The sequence below is a fragment of the Streptomyces populi genome (assembly GCF_002911015.1).
Classification (GTDB): Bacteria; Actinomycetota; Actinomycetes; order Streptomycetales; family Streptomycetaceae; genus Streptomyces; species Streptomyces populi.
This window is the reverse complement of sequence record NZ_KZ626878.1, coordinates 1-16459: the sequence shown is the minus strand read 5'-3', so window position 1 is coordinate 16459 and position 16459 is coordinate 1. Positions and strand designations below refer to the sequence as shown.

At 71.2% G+C, this 16459-nt stretch carries 14 protein-coding genes and 1 riboswitch; of the genes, 7 read left to right on the top strand and 7 right to left on the bottom strand.

Annotated elements, in window-relative coordinates; translation table 11 throughout:
- Positions 1 to 58: 58 nt before the first annotated feature.
- The gene (locus CW362_RS20760; RefSeq protein WP_103551001.1) at positions 59 to 322 is read right to left on the bottom strand and encodes a DUF4031 domain-containing protein; all 264 of its coding nucleotides are present in this window, start codon (positions 320 to 322) and stop codon (positions 59 to 61) included.
- The gene (locus CW362_RS20755; protein ID WP_103551000.1) at positions 319 to 714 is read right to left on the bottom strand and encodes a hypothetical protein; all 396 of its coding nucleotides are present in this window, start codon (positions 712 to 714) and stop codon (positions 319 to 321) included. Before CW362_RS20755 ends, CW362_RS20760 begins: the two co-directional genes overlap by 4 nt.
- Before the next feature lie 56 nt (positions 715 to 770).
- On the opposite strand from CW362_RS20755, the gene CW362_RS20750 reads away from it, so the two are divergent.
- From CW362_RS20750 to CW362_RS20735, 4 genes are read left to right on the top strand one after another with little or no spacing between them, the layout of a single operon-like run.
- The gene (locus tag CW362_RS20750) at positions 771 to 1691 is read left to right on the top strand and encodes a MurR/RpiR family transcriptional regulator (protein ID WP_103550999.1); all 921 of its coding nucleotides are present in this window, start codon (positions 771 to 773) and stop codon (positions 1689 to 1691) included.
- A 42-nt stretch (positions 1692 to 1733) separates the two neighbouring features.
- Entirely contained in the window at positions 1734 to 2669 is a 936-nt protein-coding gene (murQ, locus tag CW362_RS20745; RefSeq protein ID WP_103550998.1) for an N-acetylmuramic acid 6-phosphate etherase, read from the top strand.
- A gap of 16 nt (positions 2670 to 2685) precedes the next feature.
- Positions 2686 to 4320 carry a PTS transporter subunit EIIC gene (locus tag CW362_RS20740; protein ID WP_103550997.1) on the top strand — a complete coding sequence of 545 codons (1635 nt, stop codon included), beginning with the start codon at positions 2686 to 2688 and terminating at the stop codon, positions 4318 to 4320.
- Between the two features lie 34 nt (positions 4321 to 4354).
- Entirely contained in the window at positions 4355 to 4942 is a 588-nt protein-coding gene (locus tag CW362_RS20735; RefSeq protein ID WP_103550996.1) for a hypothetical protein, read from the top strand.
- 140 nt (positions 4943 to 5082) lie between these two features.
- Here the strand turns inward: CW362_RS20735 and CW362_RS20730 are convergent, their stop codons facing one another.
- Positions 5083 to 6204: an NADH:flavin oxidoreductase gene (locus tag CW362_RS20730; RefSeq protein ID WP_103550995.1), complete on the bottom strand. Its 1122-nt coding sequence runs from the start codon at positions 6202 to 6204 to the stop codon at positions 5083 to 5085.
- Between the two features lie 325 nt (positions 6205 to 6529).
- Between CW362_RS20730 and CW362_RS20725 the strand changes: the two genes are divergently transcribed.
- Positions 6530 to 9022 (top strand): phospholipase D-like domain-containing protein, encoded by a 2493-nt coding sequence (locus tag CW362_RS20725; protein ID WP_103550994.1) that lies wholly within the window; start codon positions 6530 to 6532, stop codon positions 9020 to 9022.
- A gap of 127 nt (positions 9023 to 9149) precedes the next feature.
- Here CW362_RS20725 and groL read toward each other — a convergent pair whose 3' ends face one another.
- From groL to thrC, 4 genes are all read right to left on the bottom strand, one after another.
- On the bottom strand, positions 9150 to 10772 hold the full coding sequence (gene groL, locus CW362_RS20720) for a chaperonin GroEL (RefSeq protein ID WP_103550993.1): 1623 nt from the start codon (positions 10770 to 10772) through the stop codon (positions 9150 to 9152).
- 370 nt (positions 10773 to 11142) lie between these two features.
- Positions 11143 to 11346, bottom strand: a complete 204-nt coding sequence (locus CW362_RS20715; protein WP_005315736.1) for a cold-shock protein — start codon at positions 11344 to 11346, stop codon at positions 11143 to 11145.
- A gap of 441 nt (positions 11347 to 11787) precedes the next feature.
- Positions 11788 to 12063, bottom strand: coding sequence for a MoaD/ThiS family protein (locus CW362_RS20710; RefSeq protein WP_103550992.1), 276 nt, complete (start codon positions 12061 to 12063; stop codon positions 11788 to 11790).
- Positions 12060 to 13358, bottom strand: coding sequence for a threonine synthase (gene thrC, locus CW362_RS20705; RefSeq protein ID WP_103550991.1), 1299 nt, complete (start codon positions 13356 to 13358; stop codon positions 12060 to 12062). The genes CW362_RS20710 and thrC overlap by 4 nt, the downstream gene beginning before the upstream one ends.
- Positions 13359 to 13375: 17 nt before the next feature.
- Positions 13376 to 13532, bottom strand: a riboswitch (SAM riboswitch).
- Between the two features lie 204 nt (positions 13533 to 13736).
- Between thrC and CW362_RS20700 the strand changes: the two genes are divergently transcribed.
- Together CW362_RS20700 and CW362_RS20695 are read left to right on the top strand one after the other, a co-directional pair.
- Positions 13737 to 14681 carry a glucosyl-3-phosphoglycerate synthase gene (locus CW362_RS20700; RefSeq protein WP_103550990.1) on the top strand — a complete coding sequence of 315 codons (945 nt, stop codon included), beginning with the start codon at positions 13737 to 13739 and terminating at the stop codon, positions 14679 to 14681.
- Between the two features lie 78 nt (positions 14682 to 14759).
- Entirely contained in the window at positions 14760 to 16217 is a 1458-nt protein-coding gene (locus CW362_RS20695; RefSeq protein ID WP_103550989.1) for an alpha,alpha-trehalose-phosphate synthase (UDP-forming), read from the top strand.
- The last annotated feature ends 242 nt before the right edge of the window (positions 16218 to 16459 follow it).

The following is a 16459-nucleotide window of genomic DNA, read 5'->3' as shown; positions in this document are numbered from 1 at the left end:
CGGGCACGCGGGATCCGGGCGCGCGGGGCGGGACCGCCCGGTCACCGGGACCGCCCGGTCACCGCGTCCGCTTGCGGCGGCGCAGTCCCGCTCCGTGCAGCAGTCGTACGACCTCACGGCTGCTGACCTCCACCGCGCCCGCGGCGACCGCGTCGGCGTAGCGGTGCGAGGGGATGTCGTAGTGGTCGCGCTCGAAGGCCCGCGGGGGCGCGCCCAGTTCCCCGGCGAACGCGTGGAGTTCGTCGTAGGAGACGTCGCTGATCAGGTGGGACCACACCCGGCCGTGGCCCGGCCAGGTGGGAGGGTCGATGTAGACGGTCACGAGGGCGGGTTCGTTCCGGTCGCCGAGCCGAGGGAGCCCACCGGGGAGATCTTCACGCCCGCCTGGTGGCACACCCAGTGCGGATCGGGGCCCAGTTCGGGCTCGACCTCCAGGGCGTGCGGGTCGCCGGCGGAGCACACCGGGCACAGCGGCCACCGTCCGTGCCGCTCCAGGAGCGCGTCCTGTACGTCCTGGGCGACGAGCCCGGCGACGAACTCGACGCCGTCCGGCCACTGCTCGACCCACCAACGGCGCTGCACCACCGAGTCCTCGACCAGGGAGACGACGTCCGCCTCGGCCACCCGGCCCGCGACCAGGTCGGCGAGCACACGGGCGCGCGCCGCGTGCAACGCCTGCTCCAGGGGATCGAGGGGGCTGCCGGTGGGGTTCATGTCCCCATTGTGCGCACCCTTGACCGTGCACCCCAAAGGAAAATATCTTTCATGGTGTGACCGATGACGTGAAGGAAAGTTTCGCGAGGGAGGCGCCACCCGCCCCCGCGGCCCTCGCGGCCAAGGTGCGGACCCTCGTCCCCTCGATGACGCGCTCCATGCAGCGGGTCGCCGAGGCCGTCGCCGGCGACCCGGCCGGCTGCGCGGCCCTCACGGTCACCGGACTCGCCGAGCTCACCGGCACCAGCGAGGCCACGGTCGTGCGCACGGCCCGCCTCCTCGGCTACCCCGGATACCGGGACCTGCGTCTCGCGCTCGCCGGGCTCGCCGCCCAGCAGCAGTCGGGCCGGTCCCCCTCCGTCACCGCCGACATAGCGGTCGACGACCCCATCGCCGACGTCGTGGCCAAACTCGCCTACGACGAGCAGCAGACCCTCGCCGACACCGCCGCCGCGCTCGACACGGTCCAGCTCGGCGCCGCCGTGGCCGCCATAGCCGCCGCCCGCCGCGTCGACATCTACGGCGTCGGCGCCTCCGGGCTCGTCGCCCAGGACCTCCTGCAGAAACTCATGCGGATCGGGCTCATGGTCCACGCGCACAGCGACCCGCACCTCGCGGTGACCAACGCGGTCCAACTGCGCGGCAAGGACGTGGCGATAGCCATCACGCACTCCGGCTCGACCGGCGACGTCATCGAACCGCTGCGGGTCGCCTTCGAGCACGGCGCGACGACGGTGGCGATCACCGGCCGTCCGAACGGACCGGTCGCGCAGTACGCCGACCACGTCCTCACCACCTCCACCGCCCGCGAGAGCGAGCTGCGCCCGGCGGCCATGTCGTCGCGCACCAGCCAACTGCTGGTGGTGGACTGTCTGTTCGTGGGGGTTGCCCAGCGCACCTACGAGACGGCGGCACCCGCGCTGTCCGCCTCGTACGAGGCCCTGGCGCACCGCCACTCCCCGCGCGGCGGCCGGTAGCCGCTCCGCACGACCGACCTCATCGGAAAGAGCCGCCTCTCCATGACCTCCATGCCCGACCACGGCGATCTCCGAGCGGAGCTGGAGACGCTGACCACCGAGGCGTTCCGCCCCGAACTCTCGGAGATCGACCGTCTGCCCACGCTGGAGATCGCGCGGCTCATGAACGGGGAGGACACGACGGTGCCGGCGGCCGTCGCCGCGCAGCTCCCGCTCATCGCCGCCGCGATCGACGACATCGCGGAGCGCATGGCCCGCGGGGGCCGCCTGGTCTACGCGGGCGCCGGCACCGCGGGCCGCCTCGGCGTCCTGGACGCCTCGGAGTGCCCGCCCACGTTCAACACCGATCCGTCCCGGGTCGTCGGCGTGATCGCGGGCGGCCCGACCGCCATGGTCACCTCGGTCGAGGGCGCCGAGGACTCCCGGGAACTCGCGGCGGCCGACCTGGACGCGCTCGCCCTGACGGCCGACGACACCGTGGTCGGCGTCTCCGCCTCGGGCCGCACCCCGTACGCCGTCGGCGCGGTCGAGCACGCCCGCAAGCAGGGCGCGCTCACGGTCGGGCTGTCCTGCAATGCGCACAGCGCGCTCGCCTCCGCCGCGGACCACGGCATCGAGATCGTGGTCGGCCCCGAACTGCTCACGGGCTCGACCCGGCTGAAGTCCGGCACCGCGCAGAAGCTCGTCCTCAACATGCTCTCGACGATCACGATGATCCGGCTCGGCAAGACGTACGGGAACCTGATGGTCGACGTACGGGCCTCGAACGAGAAGCTGCGGGCGCGCTCCCGCCGGATCGTCGCGCTCGCCACCGGCGCCTCCGACGAGGAGATCGAGCGCGCGCTCGCCGCCACCGACGGCGAGGTGAAGAACGCCATCCTGACGATCCTCGGCGGCGTGGACGGCCCCACCGCCGCCCGCCTTCTGGAGGAGTCCGAGGGCCGTCTGCGCGCCGCGCTGGCGGCTTCGGCCGGCTGACCAGCACGCTCGGGGGGTGCGCACACCGGACTCCACCACAGCAGCGGCGATCCTCCCCCTCGTGGGCGGCCCCGCGAACGTCCTCACCGTCGCCCACTGCATGACCCGGCTCCGGCTGGGCCTGCGGGACCGGGGCCTGGTGGACGAGGAGGGCCTGCGGGCCCTGCCCGCCGTCCTCGGCCTGGTCGCGGACGGCGGCTCGTACCAGATCGTGCTGGGCCCCGGCACGGTCGCCCGCGTGACACCCGCGTTCGAGTCCCTGCTGGCGGCCGCCGGTCCCGGCCTCGGCCCCGCCGCCACCGCGGAACCGTCCGGCCCCCTTCCCGCGAGCAGCACCGCACCGCCCGCCCGGCACGGCGTCGAACCCGCGGCCGCCGCGGACCGTTCGTTCCCTCCCGGGGCCCGCCCCGGGGCCCCCACCTCACCGGCCGTCCCGCCCGGCGCCGGCCCCGGGGACACCGCGGGCCTGCTCGGCGCGCGCGGGGCCGAGCTGAAGGCGGCCCGGGCCCGCCGCAACGCCACCCCCCTCAAGCTGTTCCTGCGGCGGATCGCGGACGTCTTCGTGCCCCTGATCCCCGCCCTGATCGGCTGCGGGGTGATCGCCGGCCTCAACGGCGTGCTGGTCAACCTCGGCGTGCTGACGGGCCTCACCCCCGCCCTGACCGCCGTCGCCGCCGGGTTCATGGCGCTCATCGCCGTCTTCGTCGGACACAACACGGCCAAGGTGTTCGGCGGCACCCCGGTCCTCGGCGGCGCGGTGGCCGCCGTCGTCGTGTACGCGGGGGTCGCGAAGGTCACCGTCCTCGGCGTCACCCTCGCCCCCGGCCAGGGCGGCGTCCTGGGCGCCCTGGCGGCGGCGTTGCTCGGCACGTACGTGGAGAAGTGGTGCCGCAGCTGGGTCCCGCCCACCCTGGACGTCCTGGTCACCCCCACCCTCACCGTGCTGCTGACCGGCCTGGTGACGCTGTACGCGCTGATGTACACGGCCGGCCGGCTCTCCGCCGCCATCGGGACCTCCGCCACCTGGCTGCTCTCCACCACGGGCGCCTTCGCCGGGCTCGTCCTCGGCGCCCTGTTCCTCCCCCTGGTGATGCTCGGACTGCACCAGGCCCTCATCCCCGTCCACGCCACGCTCATCGAGCAGCAGGGCTACACCGTCCTGCTGCCCGTGCTCGCCATGGCGGGCGCCGGCCAGGTCGGGGCCGCCCTCGCGGTCTACGTCCGGCTGCGTCACGACACCTCGCTGCGCACGACGATCAGATCGGCGCTCCCGGCCGGTCTCCTCGGCGTCGGCGAACCCCTGATCTACGGCGTCTCGCTCCCCCTCGGCCGTCCCTTCGTCACGGCCTGCGCGGGCGGAGCGGCGGGCGGCGCCTTCATCGGCTTCTTCTCGATGCTGGGCGACCGGGTCGGCTCGACGGCCATCGGCCCCTCCGGACTGGCCCTGTTCCCGCTGCTGTCCGGAAACCGGAGCCTCGCCGTCACCGCGGCGATCTACGCGGGCGGCCTGCTGACCGGATACGCCGTCGGGTTCGCGGCCACCTGGTTCCTCGGCCTCGGCGGCCTCCCCCCACAGGGCCCCGACGGGGGCCTCGACCGTGCCGCCGACGGGGCGCCACCGGCCCGTCCGGCGGAACAGACCGCCGCATAGCCGCGCTGTCGGCGGCGCGTGCGAGGCTGGGGGCATGAACCACGCACAGCTGACCGCCCTCGGCCGCGCCCTGCGGCTGCTCGGGGAGCACGGCGACGCACTGAACGCCGACACCCCCGACGCCAGGCTGCACGAGGTCAAGGCGGATCTGAAGCGGGCCCTGGACCTGCTCGACGAGACGGTGACGACGGCCGCGCCGACCACCCGCTGCGCCGAGCACCCGAACGGCCCGGTGGACGAGAGCGCCCCGGACCGCTGTCTGCTCTGCGAGACCCGCCGCCGCACCGCCCGCCGCACCGAGGTCAACGACGCCTACGGGCACGGCCGGACGCCCGCTCCGGACGAGCTGCCCGACCGCACGATGTCCCGCTACGGAGTCCGCGGAGACCGCCCCCAGCCGCAGCAGCGCTGGCTCCCGGAGGTCTGGAACGGCCAGACGTGGCTCCTGTGCGGCACCCCCCGCCGCGACCGCCAGGAAGCCGAGCGCTACCTCGCCGCCGAGCGCAGGGCCCCCCGCCCCGGCATGGCCTACCGCCTGGTCCACGAGTTCACCGACTACGAGGTGCTCCGCATCTGGGGCACGCCGGTCAAGGTCGACATCGAGCCGATGGGGAACCTCTAGACGGGCGGCCCGGACCGGCCGGTCCGTGGGCGGGCGCTCCGTGACGGCCGGCCGGCGCGGAGCGCGCAAAGGGACGGCGCCCGCGTCACGGCGGGCGCCGTCCCTCCCCCGTTCCCCCCGTCACCGGGAAGCCCGTCCGGTCAGCTCAGCGTCTTCAGCGCCGCCGCGTCGTAGGGAGCCAGCTCGTCGAAACGGCCGGCCAGGACCTTCGCCGCCCACTCGGGGTCCTGGAGCAGCGCGCGGCCGACGGCCACGAGGTCGAACTCGTCGCGCTCCAGGCGGTCGAGGAGGTCGTCGATGCCCTTGACCGGGGAGCCCTCGCCGACGAACGCCTTGATGAAGTCGCCGTCCAGGCCGACCGAACCGACGGTGATGGCGGTCTTGCCCGTGAGCTTCTTGGTCCAGCCGGCGAGGTTGAGGTCGGAGCCGTCGAACTCGGGCAGCCAGTAACGGCGGGTGGAGGCGTGGAAGGCGTCCACACCGGCCGCGGCGAGCGGGCCGAGGATCGCCTCCAGCTCCTCCGGGGTCTCGGCGATCCGGGCGTCGTACGCCTGCTGCTTCCACTGCGAGTAGCGGAAGATGACGGGGAACTCGGGCGAGACGGCGGCGCGTACCGCGGCCACGATCTCCGCCGCGAACTTCGTACGGGCCACCGGGTCGCCGCCGTAGGCGTCCTCGCGCCGGTTGGTGCCGGACCACAGGAACTGGTCGATCAGGTAGCCGTGGGCACCGTGCAGTTCGACGCCGTCGAAGCCGATGCGCTCGGCGTCCGCCGCGGCCTTGGCGAAGGCCTCGACGACGTCGTCGAGGTCCTGCTGGGTCATGGCCTTGCCGGTGACCTCCGCGCCCTCCTTGTAGAGGCCGGAGGGGCCGACGGGCGGGGCGTCCGCGAAGGGCGGCTCGCCCGCCTTGCGGACCATGCCTATGTGCCACAGCTGCGGGACGATCGTGCCGCCCGCCGCGTGTACGGCGTCGGCGACCTTCGCCCAGCCGGCGAGCTGGTCCTCGCCGTGGAAACGCGGCACCGCGTCGCTCTGTCCGGCGGAGTCGTGGCCGACGTAGGTGCCCTCGGTGACGATCAGACCGACGCCCGCGGCGGCGCGGCGGGAGTAGTAGCCGACCACGTCCTCCCCCGGGACGCCGCCCGGCGAGAACATCCGGGTCATCGGGGCCATGGCGATCCGGTTCGGGACGGTCAGGCCGTTGAGGGAAACGGGACGGGACAGGATCTCGGCGGCGCGGGACGCGGCGTCAGCGGTCACGTGGGGGCTCCTCGGAGAGGTGGTCGGTACGACGGCGAGCGGTCTGCGGGACAGGAGATTCCGCGCGGTATGTGCACATGCATCGACTGCCCGTCCGGGTCAACCGCTCCGCCGGGCGCGGCATTCCGCCACTCCCGCACCCGACACCGTGATTCAGGCCACACCCCAGGAGGCGTCCGGCCGGCGGAACGCTTCCCGCCCCGGCCCGCGCGGCCCCGACCGGCCGGGGCGGGAGGCCCCGCGCGCCGAGCGCCGGACGAAGAGCGCCCCCTGCCTGTCGATAGGGTGTGACCGCTTCGAACGGCTTTCGAACAAAAGGAAATTGATGAGCCGACACACAAGACGGCTGGCGGCACTCGCCGCGCCCCTGGCTCTCGGCGCGACCCTGCTCGCCCCGTCCGCGGCCCGGGCGGAGACCGTGGTCTCGGGGAACTACACAGCGGTCTTCAACTACCCCAAGCCCACGACGTACGACTCCTCGATCAACACCTCGGTCGGCGACCTGGTCGACCTCGCGGCTCCCGGCTCGACCCTGTACATGGGCATGTACTGGTTCAACAGCTCGGACCTGCGGGCGAAGCTCACCGCCGCCCAGGACCGCGGCGTCACGCTGCGCATCATCTCGGAGTCGGCGAACCGGCCCAGCAGCGACCTGGACAGCCTCGCGCTGACCGGCGGCTCCACCCTCACCTGGTGCTCCCGCGGCTGCATGGGCAACGGTTCGGGCGACACGAACGCGATCGACCACGACAAGTACATCGTGTTCGACGCGCTCACCGACGGACGCAAGAACGTCGTCTGGCAGAGCTCGCAGAACCTCGCCGGCGGCCAGGACGGCGAGATCAACAACGCGGTCGTCGTGTCCGGCAACGCGACCCTCGCGTCCCGGTACCGCGCGCACTTCAACGACCAGGTCAGGCACTCCGCCGACAGCCTGCACACGACGTACGACCACACCACCGGCGACCCGTCCTCCCCGGTCGAGGCGTACTTCTTCCCGCGCGACACCGCCTCGGACGCCTCCTACTACGGCAACGCCGACATCCTCGCCTCGTTCATCGACCAGGTCGACTGCTCGATCAGCGGGAAGATCAGGATCTCGGCCGCCGAACTCGACCAGCGGACCACCCGCCCGGCCGTCTACGACGCCCTGGCGGCGAAACGGTCCCAGGGGTGCAGCGTCGACGCGAACGCCCGCGACCTCAGTGACGGCGGCGGCAACAACGGCATCAACGACCTGACCGCCCTCGACGTCGCGGCCTACGGCAACCGCCCCGGCGGCTGCCGCTACAAGGCCGCGGCGGGATCCTCCTGCAACCACGGCACCACCCACTCCAAGTACCTGCTGACGGAGTGGAAGAAGAGCGACGGCACCCAGGTCCAGCACGTGTACACGGGCTCCCACAACTGGACCGCGGGCTCGCTCAAGACGAACGACGAGACGATCCTGCGCATCGACGACGCGGGCACCTACCAGGCCTACGTCGCCAACTTCGACAAGGTGCGCGCGGGCGCGGTCGACCTCGACGCCGCGAAGTACGGCTCGACGTCCCAGCACTACTCCCGGGTCAACGTGAACGCGAGCGGCGACCAGCACTACAGCGCCGTCGCCTCCGGCGGCACCTCCCCCGTCTACACCGCGGTGGCGTACGAGCAGGGCGACCGGCACGACTCCTCGGACAGCGAGCTGGGCACCGACGTGTACCTGCGCCTGTACAAGGACGGGGTGCCGCTGTGGGACGAGAAGCTGCTGAGCAACGGCAACACCGGCACCGGCACGACCTGGTCGCACCAGAAGCCCGACGTCGGCGTGGACGACCAGGGCAACGCCATCGTCGTGTGGGCCAAGGACGACGACGGCAACAAGTACGCGGACATCGCGGTGCGCAAGGTGACCCCGGGCGGCACGGTCACCACCCTGCCGCGCCCGCACGCCTCCGGTGACGGGGACCAGCTGCGGCCGACGGTCGCGGTGGCCGGCGACGGCTCCTACACCGTCGCCTGGGAGAACACGGCCGACGGCTCGACCCTCAACCAGGTGTACGCGAGCAGCTGGTCCGGGACCGGCGCGCTGCGCTACCAGGACGTCCAGGTCAGCACGATCAACTCCGGTGCCGCCGGATCGAACCGCCGGCCCGACGCGGCGATCGACGACGCCGGGAACACCGTGATCGCCTGGGAGGAGGACGCGGACGGCAACGGCGGCATCAACATCGGCGTCGCCAAGCTGAACACCTCGGGCGGCTTCTCCGTGACCCGCAGGACGGGCAACTCCCTCACCGACGGGCAGCAGACCAAGCCCGCGGTGGCGTCCACGGGCGACGGCCGGTTCGTCGTGGCGTGGACGGACGAGTACACCACGGGCAGCGGCACGCTGGTCCGCCCGCAGCGGATCCAGCAGCGTTTCTTCTCGGCGGCCGGCAGCCCCGCGGCGGCGGACCGGCGGACCACCGAGGACGGCACGGACACCGGCCCCTACGTCGACGACAAGCGGCCGATCTCCGACCAGGCTGACGCCGATGTCACGGTCGCCGACGACGGCACCTTCGTCGTCGCGTGGAAGGAGGCCTTCGACGTGTTCGTCGGCGGCGCCCTGCACGCGGGCAAGGACGACGTGTGGGCCCGCGGCTTCAACGCCGACGGAACGACGGCCGGCAGGTTCCCCGCCACCCGGATGAACGTGGTGACCGGTGGCGGCCAGGGCGGTCCGGCCGTGACCGTCGCCCCGAACGGCCGGCTCGCGCTGACGTACTCGGACGACTACGACGACAACGGCTTCAACGAGATGCGGCTGCGCGACGCGTTCGCCAACTCCTGACCGTCCCTCCCGCCGCGGCTCGGCCGGCCGCGGCGGGAGGCCGTGAACGCCCGAGGGCGGCACCCCCTTCTGAAGGGGGTGCCGCCCTCGGTTCCGTACTGCGACGAACCGCCGATCCGCGAAGGGATCAGAAGTCCATGTCACCGCCCGGCATGCCGCCGCCGGCCGGCGCGGCGGCCTTCTCCGGCTTGTCGGCGATGACGGCCTCGGTGGTCAGGAACAGCGCGGCGATGGAGGCGGCGTTCTGCAGGGCGGAACGCGTGACCTTCGCCGGGTCGATGATGCCTTCGGCGATCATGTCGACGTACTCACCGGTCGCGGCGTTCAGGCCGTGGCCGACGGGAAGGTTGCGCACCTTCTCGACGATGACGCCACCCTCGAGACCACCGTTGACGGCGATCTGCTTGAGCGGGGCCTCCAGGGCCAGGCGCACGGCGTTGGCACCGGTCGCCTCGTCGCCCGAGAGCTCGAGCTTCTCGAAGACCGAGGAAGCCTGGAGCAGGGCCACGCCACCACCGGCGACGATGCCCTCCTCGACGGCCGCCTTCGCGTTGCGGACGGCGTCCTCGATGCGGTGCTTGCGCTCCTTGAGCTCGACCTCGGTGGCGGCACCGGCCTTGATGACGGCCACGCCGCCGGCCAGCTTCGCCAGACGCTCCTGGAGCTTCTCGCGGTCGTAGTCCGAGTCCGAGTTCTCGATCTCGGCACGGATCTGGTTCACACGGCCGGCGACCTGGTCGGCGGAGCCGGAGCCGTCGACGATCGTGGTCTCGTCCTTGGTGATGACGACCTTGCGGGCGCGGCCCAGCAGGTCCAGACCCGCGTTCTCCAGCTTGAGGCCGACCTCCTCGGAGATGACCTCGCCGCCCGTGAGGATGGCGATGTCGCCGAGCATGGCCTTGCGGCGGTCACCGAAGCCCGGGGCCTTGACGGCGACGGACTTGAAGGTGCCACGGATCTTGTTCACGACCAGGGTCGACAGGGCCTCGCCCTCGACGTCCTCGGCGATGATCAGCAGCGGCTTGCCCGACTGCATGACCTTCTCCAGGAGCGGGAGCAGGTCCTTCACGTTCGCGATCTTGGAGTTCGCGATCAGGATGTACGGGTCGTCGAGGACGGCCTCCATACGCTCCATGTCGGTGGCGAAGTACGCCGAGATGTAGCCCTTGTCGAAGCGCATACCCTCGGTGAGCTCCAGCTCCAGACCGAAGGTCTGGGACTCCTCGACGGTGATGACGCCTTCCTTGCCGACCTTGTCCATCGCCTCGGCGATGAGCTCGCCGATCTGGGTGTCGGCGGCGGAGATGGAGGCCGTGGAAGCGATCTGCTCCTTGGTCTCGACATCCTTCGCCTGCTCCAGCAGGGCACCGGAGACGGCCTCGACGGCCTTCTCGATACCGCGCTTGAGGGCCATCGGGTTGGCGCCGGCGGCGACGTTGCGCAGACCCTCGCGCACGAGCGCCTGGGCGAGGACGGTGGCGGTGGTCGTACCGTCACCGGCGACGTCGTCCGTCTTCTTGGCGACTTCCTTGACCAGCTCGGCGCCGATCTTCTCGTACGGGTCCTCGAGCTCGATCTCCTTGGCGATGGACACACCATCGTTGGTGATCGTGGGCGCGCCCCACTTCTTCTCGAGGACGACGTTGCGGCCCTTGGGGCCGAGGGTGACCTTGACGGCGTCGGCGAGCTGGTTCATCCCGCGCTCGAGACCGCGCCGTGCCTCCTCGTCGAACGCGATGATCTTGGCCATGTGAAGTGGTCCTCCCGGACGGGGTGGATTGCTCCGGATCGCGCCCACGCCCGCGACGGACGGCCCCCGAGCCCTGTGGTTCCTTGCCCCACAGGCCCGCGGACCTCGCCGGCCCGATCCAAGTTCTGTCACTCTCACTCGGAGAGTGCTAACGCCAATGATTAGCACTCGACCCCTGCGAGTGCAAGCGCCTCTCGGCAAAACAGGGCCGCCGAGCAGCCTCCTCGCGGCGCCCTGACCGAGGGCGCTCGCGGGCACGCGGGCGCACGCACTACGCGGGAGAGCCGGCCATGGACGCACGAGGGGCCCGCATCCCCTGCGGGATGCGGGCCCCTCGTGCGTGAGTGAGTCGGTGGTCGTTCGCGCCCGATCAGACGGCGAGTTTGACCATGTCCGCCTGCGGACCCTTCTGGCCCTGCGAGATCTCGAACTCCACTCGCTGACCCTCTTCAAGGGTGCGGTAGCCGTCCATCTGAATCGCGCTGTAGTGCACGAAGACGTCCGCACCACCGTCGACCGCGATGAAGCCGTACCCCTTCTCCGCGTTGAACCACTTGACGGTGCCCTGAGCCATGCCTAACTCCCCTATTACTGGCCCTTGCACAGATCCACACTTCGCGGATCCGGGTCAGACCTCACCCCCCAACGGTTGGGGGTGTGCGCCGGAACGCGTCGACCGCGGCTGAATGTATCTGTCCAACTGCCCTCTGCAACAGGTCAATCGGACGAGAATTCTGGGCATGGCTGATCAATGATATGCGGAGGATACGCGAAGATCCGGGGCAATTCGGGCCCCGCAAATGCCATAAAATGCCCAAAAAGGCGATCCACTTTGGCTACTTCTTGTCGGCCGCCGAACGGTCACTCATATGCGTCCGGCATGAAACCAACATCGAAAGCGGAGTGGTTTCCCCAACTCTAGCGCGCTCAACCCTACAGAATTGCCCCCTCCGTTTCTCTCACGGAGGGGGCAATTCGATGAACTCAGCGTGTTCGGCATTACCGAGGGTAACGATCAGCCTCCGGCGACGGCCGGAATGATCGAGACGCCCGCGCCGTCCGGGGTCGCCGTCTCCAGGCCCTGCTCGAAGCGCACGTCGTCGTCGTTGACGTACACGTTCACGAAGCGGCGCAGCTTGCCCTGGTCGTCCAGGACGCGCGCGGCGATGCCCGTGTGGTTCTTCTCCAGGTCGGCGATGACCTCGGCGAGGGTCGCGCCCTCGGCCTTCACCTCGGCGGCGCCACCGGTGTAGGTGCGCAGGATGGTGGGGATGCGGACGTTGACGCTCATGATGCGAGGCCAGCCTCTCGGAAGGAGTCGAGGTTCGGACGGATGGTCGCGGTCAGCCCGGTGTCGGAGGCCACCGCGTCCAGGGTCTTGAGGCCGTCGCCGGTGTTCAGCACGACCGTCGTCAGGGTCGGGTCCAGGAGACCGTTCTCGATCAGCTTGCGGGTGACGCCGACGGTCACACCGCCGGCCGTCTCGGCGAAGATGCCCTCGGTGCGCGCGAGCAGCTTGATCGCGTCGACGATCTGCTCGTCGTTCACGTCCTCCACCGCGCCGCCGGTGCGCCGCGCGATGTCCAGCACGTACGGTCCGTCCGCGGGGTTGCCGATGGCGAGCGACTTGGCGATGGTGTCCGGCTTCTGCGGCCGCACGACGTCGTGGCCTGCCTTGTAGGCGACGGAGACCGGGGAGCAGCCCTCGGCCTGGGCACCGAAGATCTTGTACGGCCTGTCCTCGACGAGCCCGAGCTTGATCAGCTCCTGGAGCCCCTTGTCGATCTTCGTGAGCTGGGAGCCGGAGGCGATCGGCACGACGAGCTGGTCGGGGAGCTTCCAGCCGAGCTGCTCGCAGATCTCGTACGCCAGCGTCTTGGAGCCCTCGGCGTAGTAGGGCCGCAGGTTGACGTTGACGAAGCCCCAGCCCTCTCCGGCCGGATCGCCGATCAGCTCGGAGCAGAAACGGTTCACGTCGTCGTAGTTGCCCTCGATGCCGACGAGTTCGCCGCCGTAGACCGCGGCCATGACGACCTTGCCCTGCTCCAGGTCGTGCGGGATGAACACGCAGGAACGGAAGCCGGCGCGGGCCGCCGCGGCGCCCACCGCTCCGGCGAGGTTGCCGGTGGAGGAGCAGGAGAGGGTGGTGAACCCGAAGGCGCGGGCCGCTTCGAGGGCCTGGGCGACGACGCGGTCCTTGAAGGAGTGCGTCGGGTTGCCGGAGTCGTCCTTGACGAAGAGCTTCCCGGCGTCGACACCCAGCTCACGGGCCAGGTTGTCGGCCTGGACGAGCTTGGTCCAGCCGGGGTTGATGTTCGGCTTGTCCGCCACGTCCGCGGGGACGGGCAGCAGCGGCGCGTAGCGCCAGATGTTCGCGGGTCCCGCTTCGATCAGCTTGCGGAGCTCCTCGGTGTCGTAGGCCGAGAAGTCGTAGGCGATCTCCAGCGGGCCGAAACACTCCTCGCAGGCGAAGACCGGGCCGAGCGGGACGCGGTGTCCGCACTCGCGGCAGGAAAGCGCCGCGGCCGGACCGAGGTCGACCGTGTCGGCGGAGTTCGTGGTGCTTGCAACTGTCTGCGCAGCCATGGAGGCGAGGCCCTTTCTCCTCATCTTCCTCACGGCGCACTTCGCCGTGAGACGGATTTGGCACCTTCCCTAGCCGGGAGCCCCGCGACGCGATCGACATCGATCGGTACGAGACCGGCTGGAGGGTTGCCGGGGCTTCATCGGGCCGTATCCCTCTGCCCCTCTGGATGAGCGGTATTTGATTGTTGAACTGTTGAACGCGATACGCGCCGAAGATCCAGGACATGCGATGGTCATGCGCGTTGTTCAAGACTGTAACCGAAGCCCAGGACAGTTGAGATAGTCGTCCGAACCGCGAGACGAGCCAATCGATCTGCCGCTGGCCGCAGCGGGCACGCCGATGAGAGCGTGTGATCAGACAGTGAGGAGCCGCAGACGGTGCTGAGAGAAGTCGAGAGCTGGCTGAGCACACGCTCCTGGTCCGTGACCGACCGCCCGCTCCACAGGCTCATGGCGGCCAAACGCGCCACCGGGTCGACGGTCAGCGTGGTGCTGCCCGCGCTCAACGAGGAGGAGACGGTCGGCGAGATCGTCTCGGTCATCCGGCACGACCTGATGCAGCAGGTGCCCCTCGTCGACGAGATCGTCGTCGTCGACTCGGGCTCCACCGACCGCACCTCCGCGGTCGCCGCCGCCGCGGGCGCGCGGGTCGTGCACCGCGACGACATCCTCCCGCGGATCCCGGCCGTGCCCGGCAAGGGCGAGGTGCTGTGGCGGTCGCTGCTCGTGACGAGCGGGGACATCGTCTGTTTCGTCGACGCCGACCTGAAGGAGTTCTCGTCCGACTTCGTCTCCGGGATCGTGGGCCCCCTGCTCACCGAGCCCGGCGTCGACCTGGTCAAGGCCATGTACGACCGCCCGCTGGCCGGCACCGGCGGGCAGGGCGGCCGGGTCACCGAGCTGATGGCCCGCCCCCTGCTGAACATGCACTGGCCGCAGCTCGCGGGCTTCGTCCAGCCGCTCGGCGGCGAGTACGCGGCCCGCCGCTCGCTGCTCGAACAGCTCCCCTTCCCCGTCGGCTACGGCGTCGAACTGGGCATGCTCGTCGACGCCCTGCACCTGGTGGGCCTGGACGCCCTCGCCCAGGTCGACGTCGGGGTGCGCAAGCACCGCCACCAGGACGGCCAGGCGCTGGGCCGCATGGCCGCCGCGATCTACCGCACCGCACAGCTCCGGCTGGCGCGCGGCCACCTGATCCGCCCCTCCCTCACCCAGTTCGAGCGCGACCGGGACGGTTTCCGGCCGCGCACGTACTCCGTGGACACCGAGGAAAGGCCCCCGATGACCGAAATCTCCGAGTACCAGCGGCGCAAAGCCGCATAGCCGGGCGCCGACGGCCGTCGATCGCATACGGCCGAAGGGCGCGTTTGATTGTTTCGACACGGGGCTAGGTTTCGAGGCATGGCTTCAACGCATGGTGCCCACAGGATTCTGGTCGCCTCCAACCGCGGCCCGGTCACCTACCAGGTACGGGAGGACGGCTCGCTGGACGCCAGACGCGGCGGCGGCGGCCTCGTCTCGGGACTCTCGGCGATCGGGCCGGACGCGGGCGCCCTCTGGGTCTGCTCGGCCCTCGGCGACGGTGACCGGGAGGCCGTGCGGCGCGGGGTCCACGAGGACGGTGTGCGGATGCTGGCCGTCGACGCCGAGGTGCACGCCGACGCGTACAACGGCATCGCCAACTCGGTGCTGTGGTTCGTCCACCACATGCTCTACCAGACCCCGCTGGAGCCGGTCTTCGACGCCGGGTTCAGGCGCCGGTGGGAGTCGTACCGGACGTACAACCGGGCCTTCGCCGAGGCGCTCGCCGAGGAAGCGGCCGAGGGCGCGGCCGTGCTGGTCCAGGACTACCACCTGTGCCTGGTGCCGGGCATGCTCCGCGAGCTGCGCCCCGACCTGCGCATCGGTCACTTCTCCCACACCCCGTGGGCGCCCGAGGACTACTTCCGGATGCTCCCCGACGACATCCGCGCGGAGCTGCTGGCGGGCATGCTCGGCGCGGACCGGGTGGCGTTCCTGACCTGGCGGTGGGCCACGGCGTTCCTGCGCTGCGCGGAGACCGCCGACCCCGGGCGCTGGACCGGGTCCTGGGCCTCGGGAGAACCCCGGGCGGCGGGGCACCTGGACGGCTCCGGGACGACCGTGCGCGAGACCCGGATCGGGGTGCACGGCCTGGGCGCGGACGCCGAGTTCCTGCGCGAGCGCTCGCACCGGGCGGACGTCGGGGAACGGATGGCCGCGCTGCGCGAGGAGATCGGCGCGGACCGCAGGACGATCGTGCGCGTCGACCGGACCGAGCTGTCCAAGAACATCGTGCGGGGACTGCTGGCGTACCGGCAGCTGCTCGACGACCACCCCGAGTGGCGCGAGCGGGTGGTCCACGTGGCCTTCGCCTATCCGTCGCGGCAGGACCTCGCGGTGTACCGGGACTACACGGCCGAGGTGCAGCGGCTCGCCGACGAGATCAACTCCCGCTACGGGACGCCGGGCTGGACCCCGGTGGTGCTGCACGTGAAGGACGACTTCGCACGCTCGCTCGCCGCCTACCGGCTGGCCGACGTCGCCCTCGTCAACCCCATCCGGGACGGCATGAACCTCGTCGCCAAGGAGGTCCCGGTCGTCTCCGACGAGGGCTGCGCGCTGGTCCTGTCGCGGGAGGCCGGCGCCTACGAGGAACTGGGCGAGGACGCGATCACGGTGAACCCGTACGACGTCACCGGCACGGCGCGGGCGCTGCACGAGGCCCTCGGCATGCAGCCCGGCGAACGGGCCGAACGCACCAAGCGCCTGGCCGCCGCGGCGACCGCCCTGCCCCCGGCCCAGTGGTTCCTGGACCAACTGCGCGAACTGGAGTCCTGAGCAGGAGCGGACGGCGGTCGCGGGTTCGGTGCCGGTGCGTCGTGGGGCGGGGCCGTGCCGGTGCATCAGCCCGTCGCCGTCGGGTGAGGCGTGGGCGTCGGTGGCGACGGGCATCGATGTACCGGCACGGCCCCTCACGCCGGATCCCGGGTGCGGGCACACTCCGGGAAGGTTCCAGCGGGAAGGTTTCGGCCCCTCCGGCGTCTGAGGAGCGGGGTCCGGGGCGGAGCCCCCGGGGGCGA

Coding starts and splice junctions, on each gene's coding strand:
- CW362_RS20755 (WP_103551000.1), bottom strand. CDS start 714: ATGAACCCCACCGGCAGCCCCCTCGATCCCCTGGAGCAGGCGTTGCAC.
- murQ (WP_103550998.1), top strand. CDS start 1,734: ATGACCTCCATGCCCGACCACGGCGATCTCCGAGCGGAGCTGGAGACG.
- CW362_RS20735 (WP_103550996.1), top strand. CDS start 4,355: ATGAACCACGCACAGCTGACCGCCCTCGGCCGCGCCCTGCGGCTGCTC.
- CW362_RS20725 (WP_103550994.1), top strand. CDS start 6,530: ATGAGCCGACACACAAGACGGCTGGCGGCACTCGCCGCGCCCCTGGCT.
- groL (WP_103550993.1), bottom strand. CDS start 10,772: ATGGCCAAGATCATCGCGTTCGACGAGGAGGCACGGCGCGGTCTCGAG.
- CW362_RS20715 (WP_005315736.1), bottom strand. CDS start 11,346: ATGGCTCAGGGCACCGTCAAGTGGTTCAACGCGGAGAAGGGGTACGGC.
- CW362_RS20710 (WP_103550992.1), bottom strand. CDS start 12,063: ATGAGCGTCAACGTCCGCATCCCCACCATCCTGCGCACCTACACCGGT.
- thrC (WP_103550991.1), bottom strand. CDS start 13,358: ATGGCTGCGCAGACAGTTGCAAGCACCACGAACTCCGCCGACACGGTC.
- CW362_RS20695 (WP_103550989.1), top strand. CDS start 14,760: ATGGCTTCAACGCATGGTGCCCACAGGATTCTGGTCGCCTCCAACCGC.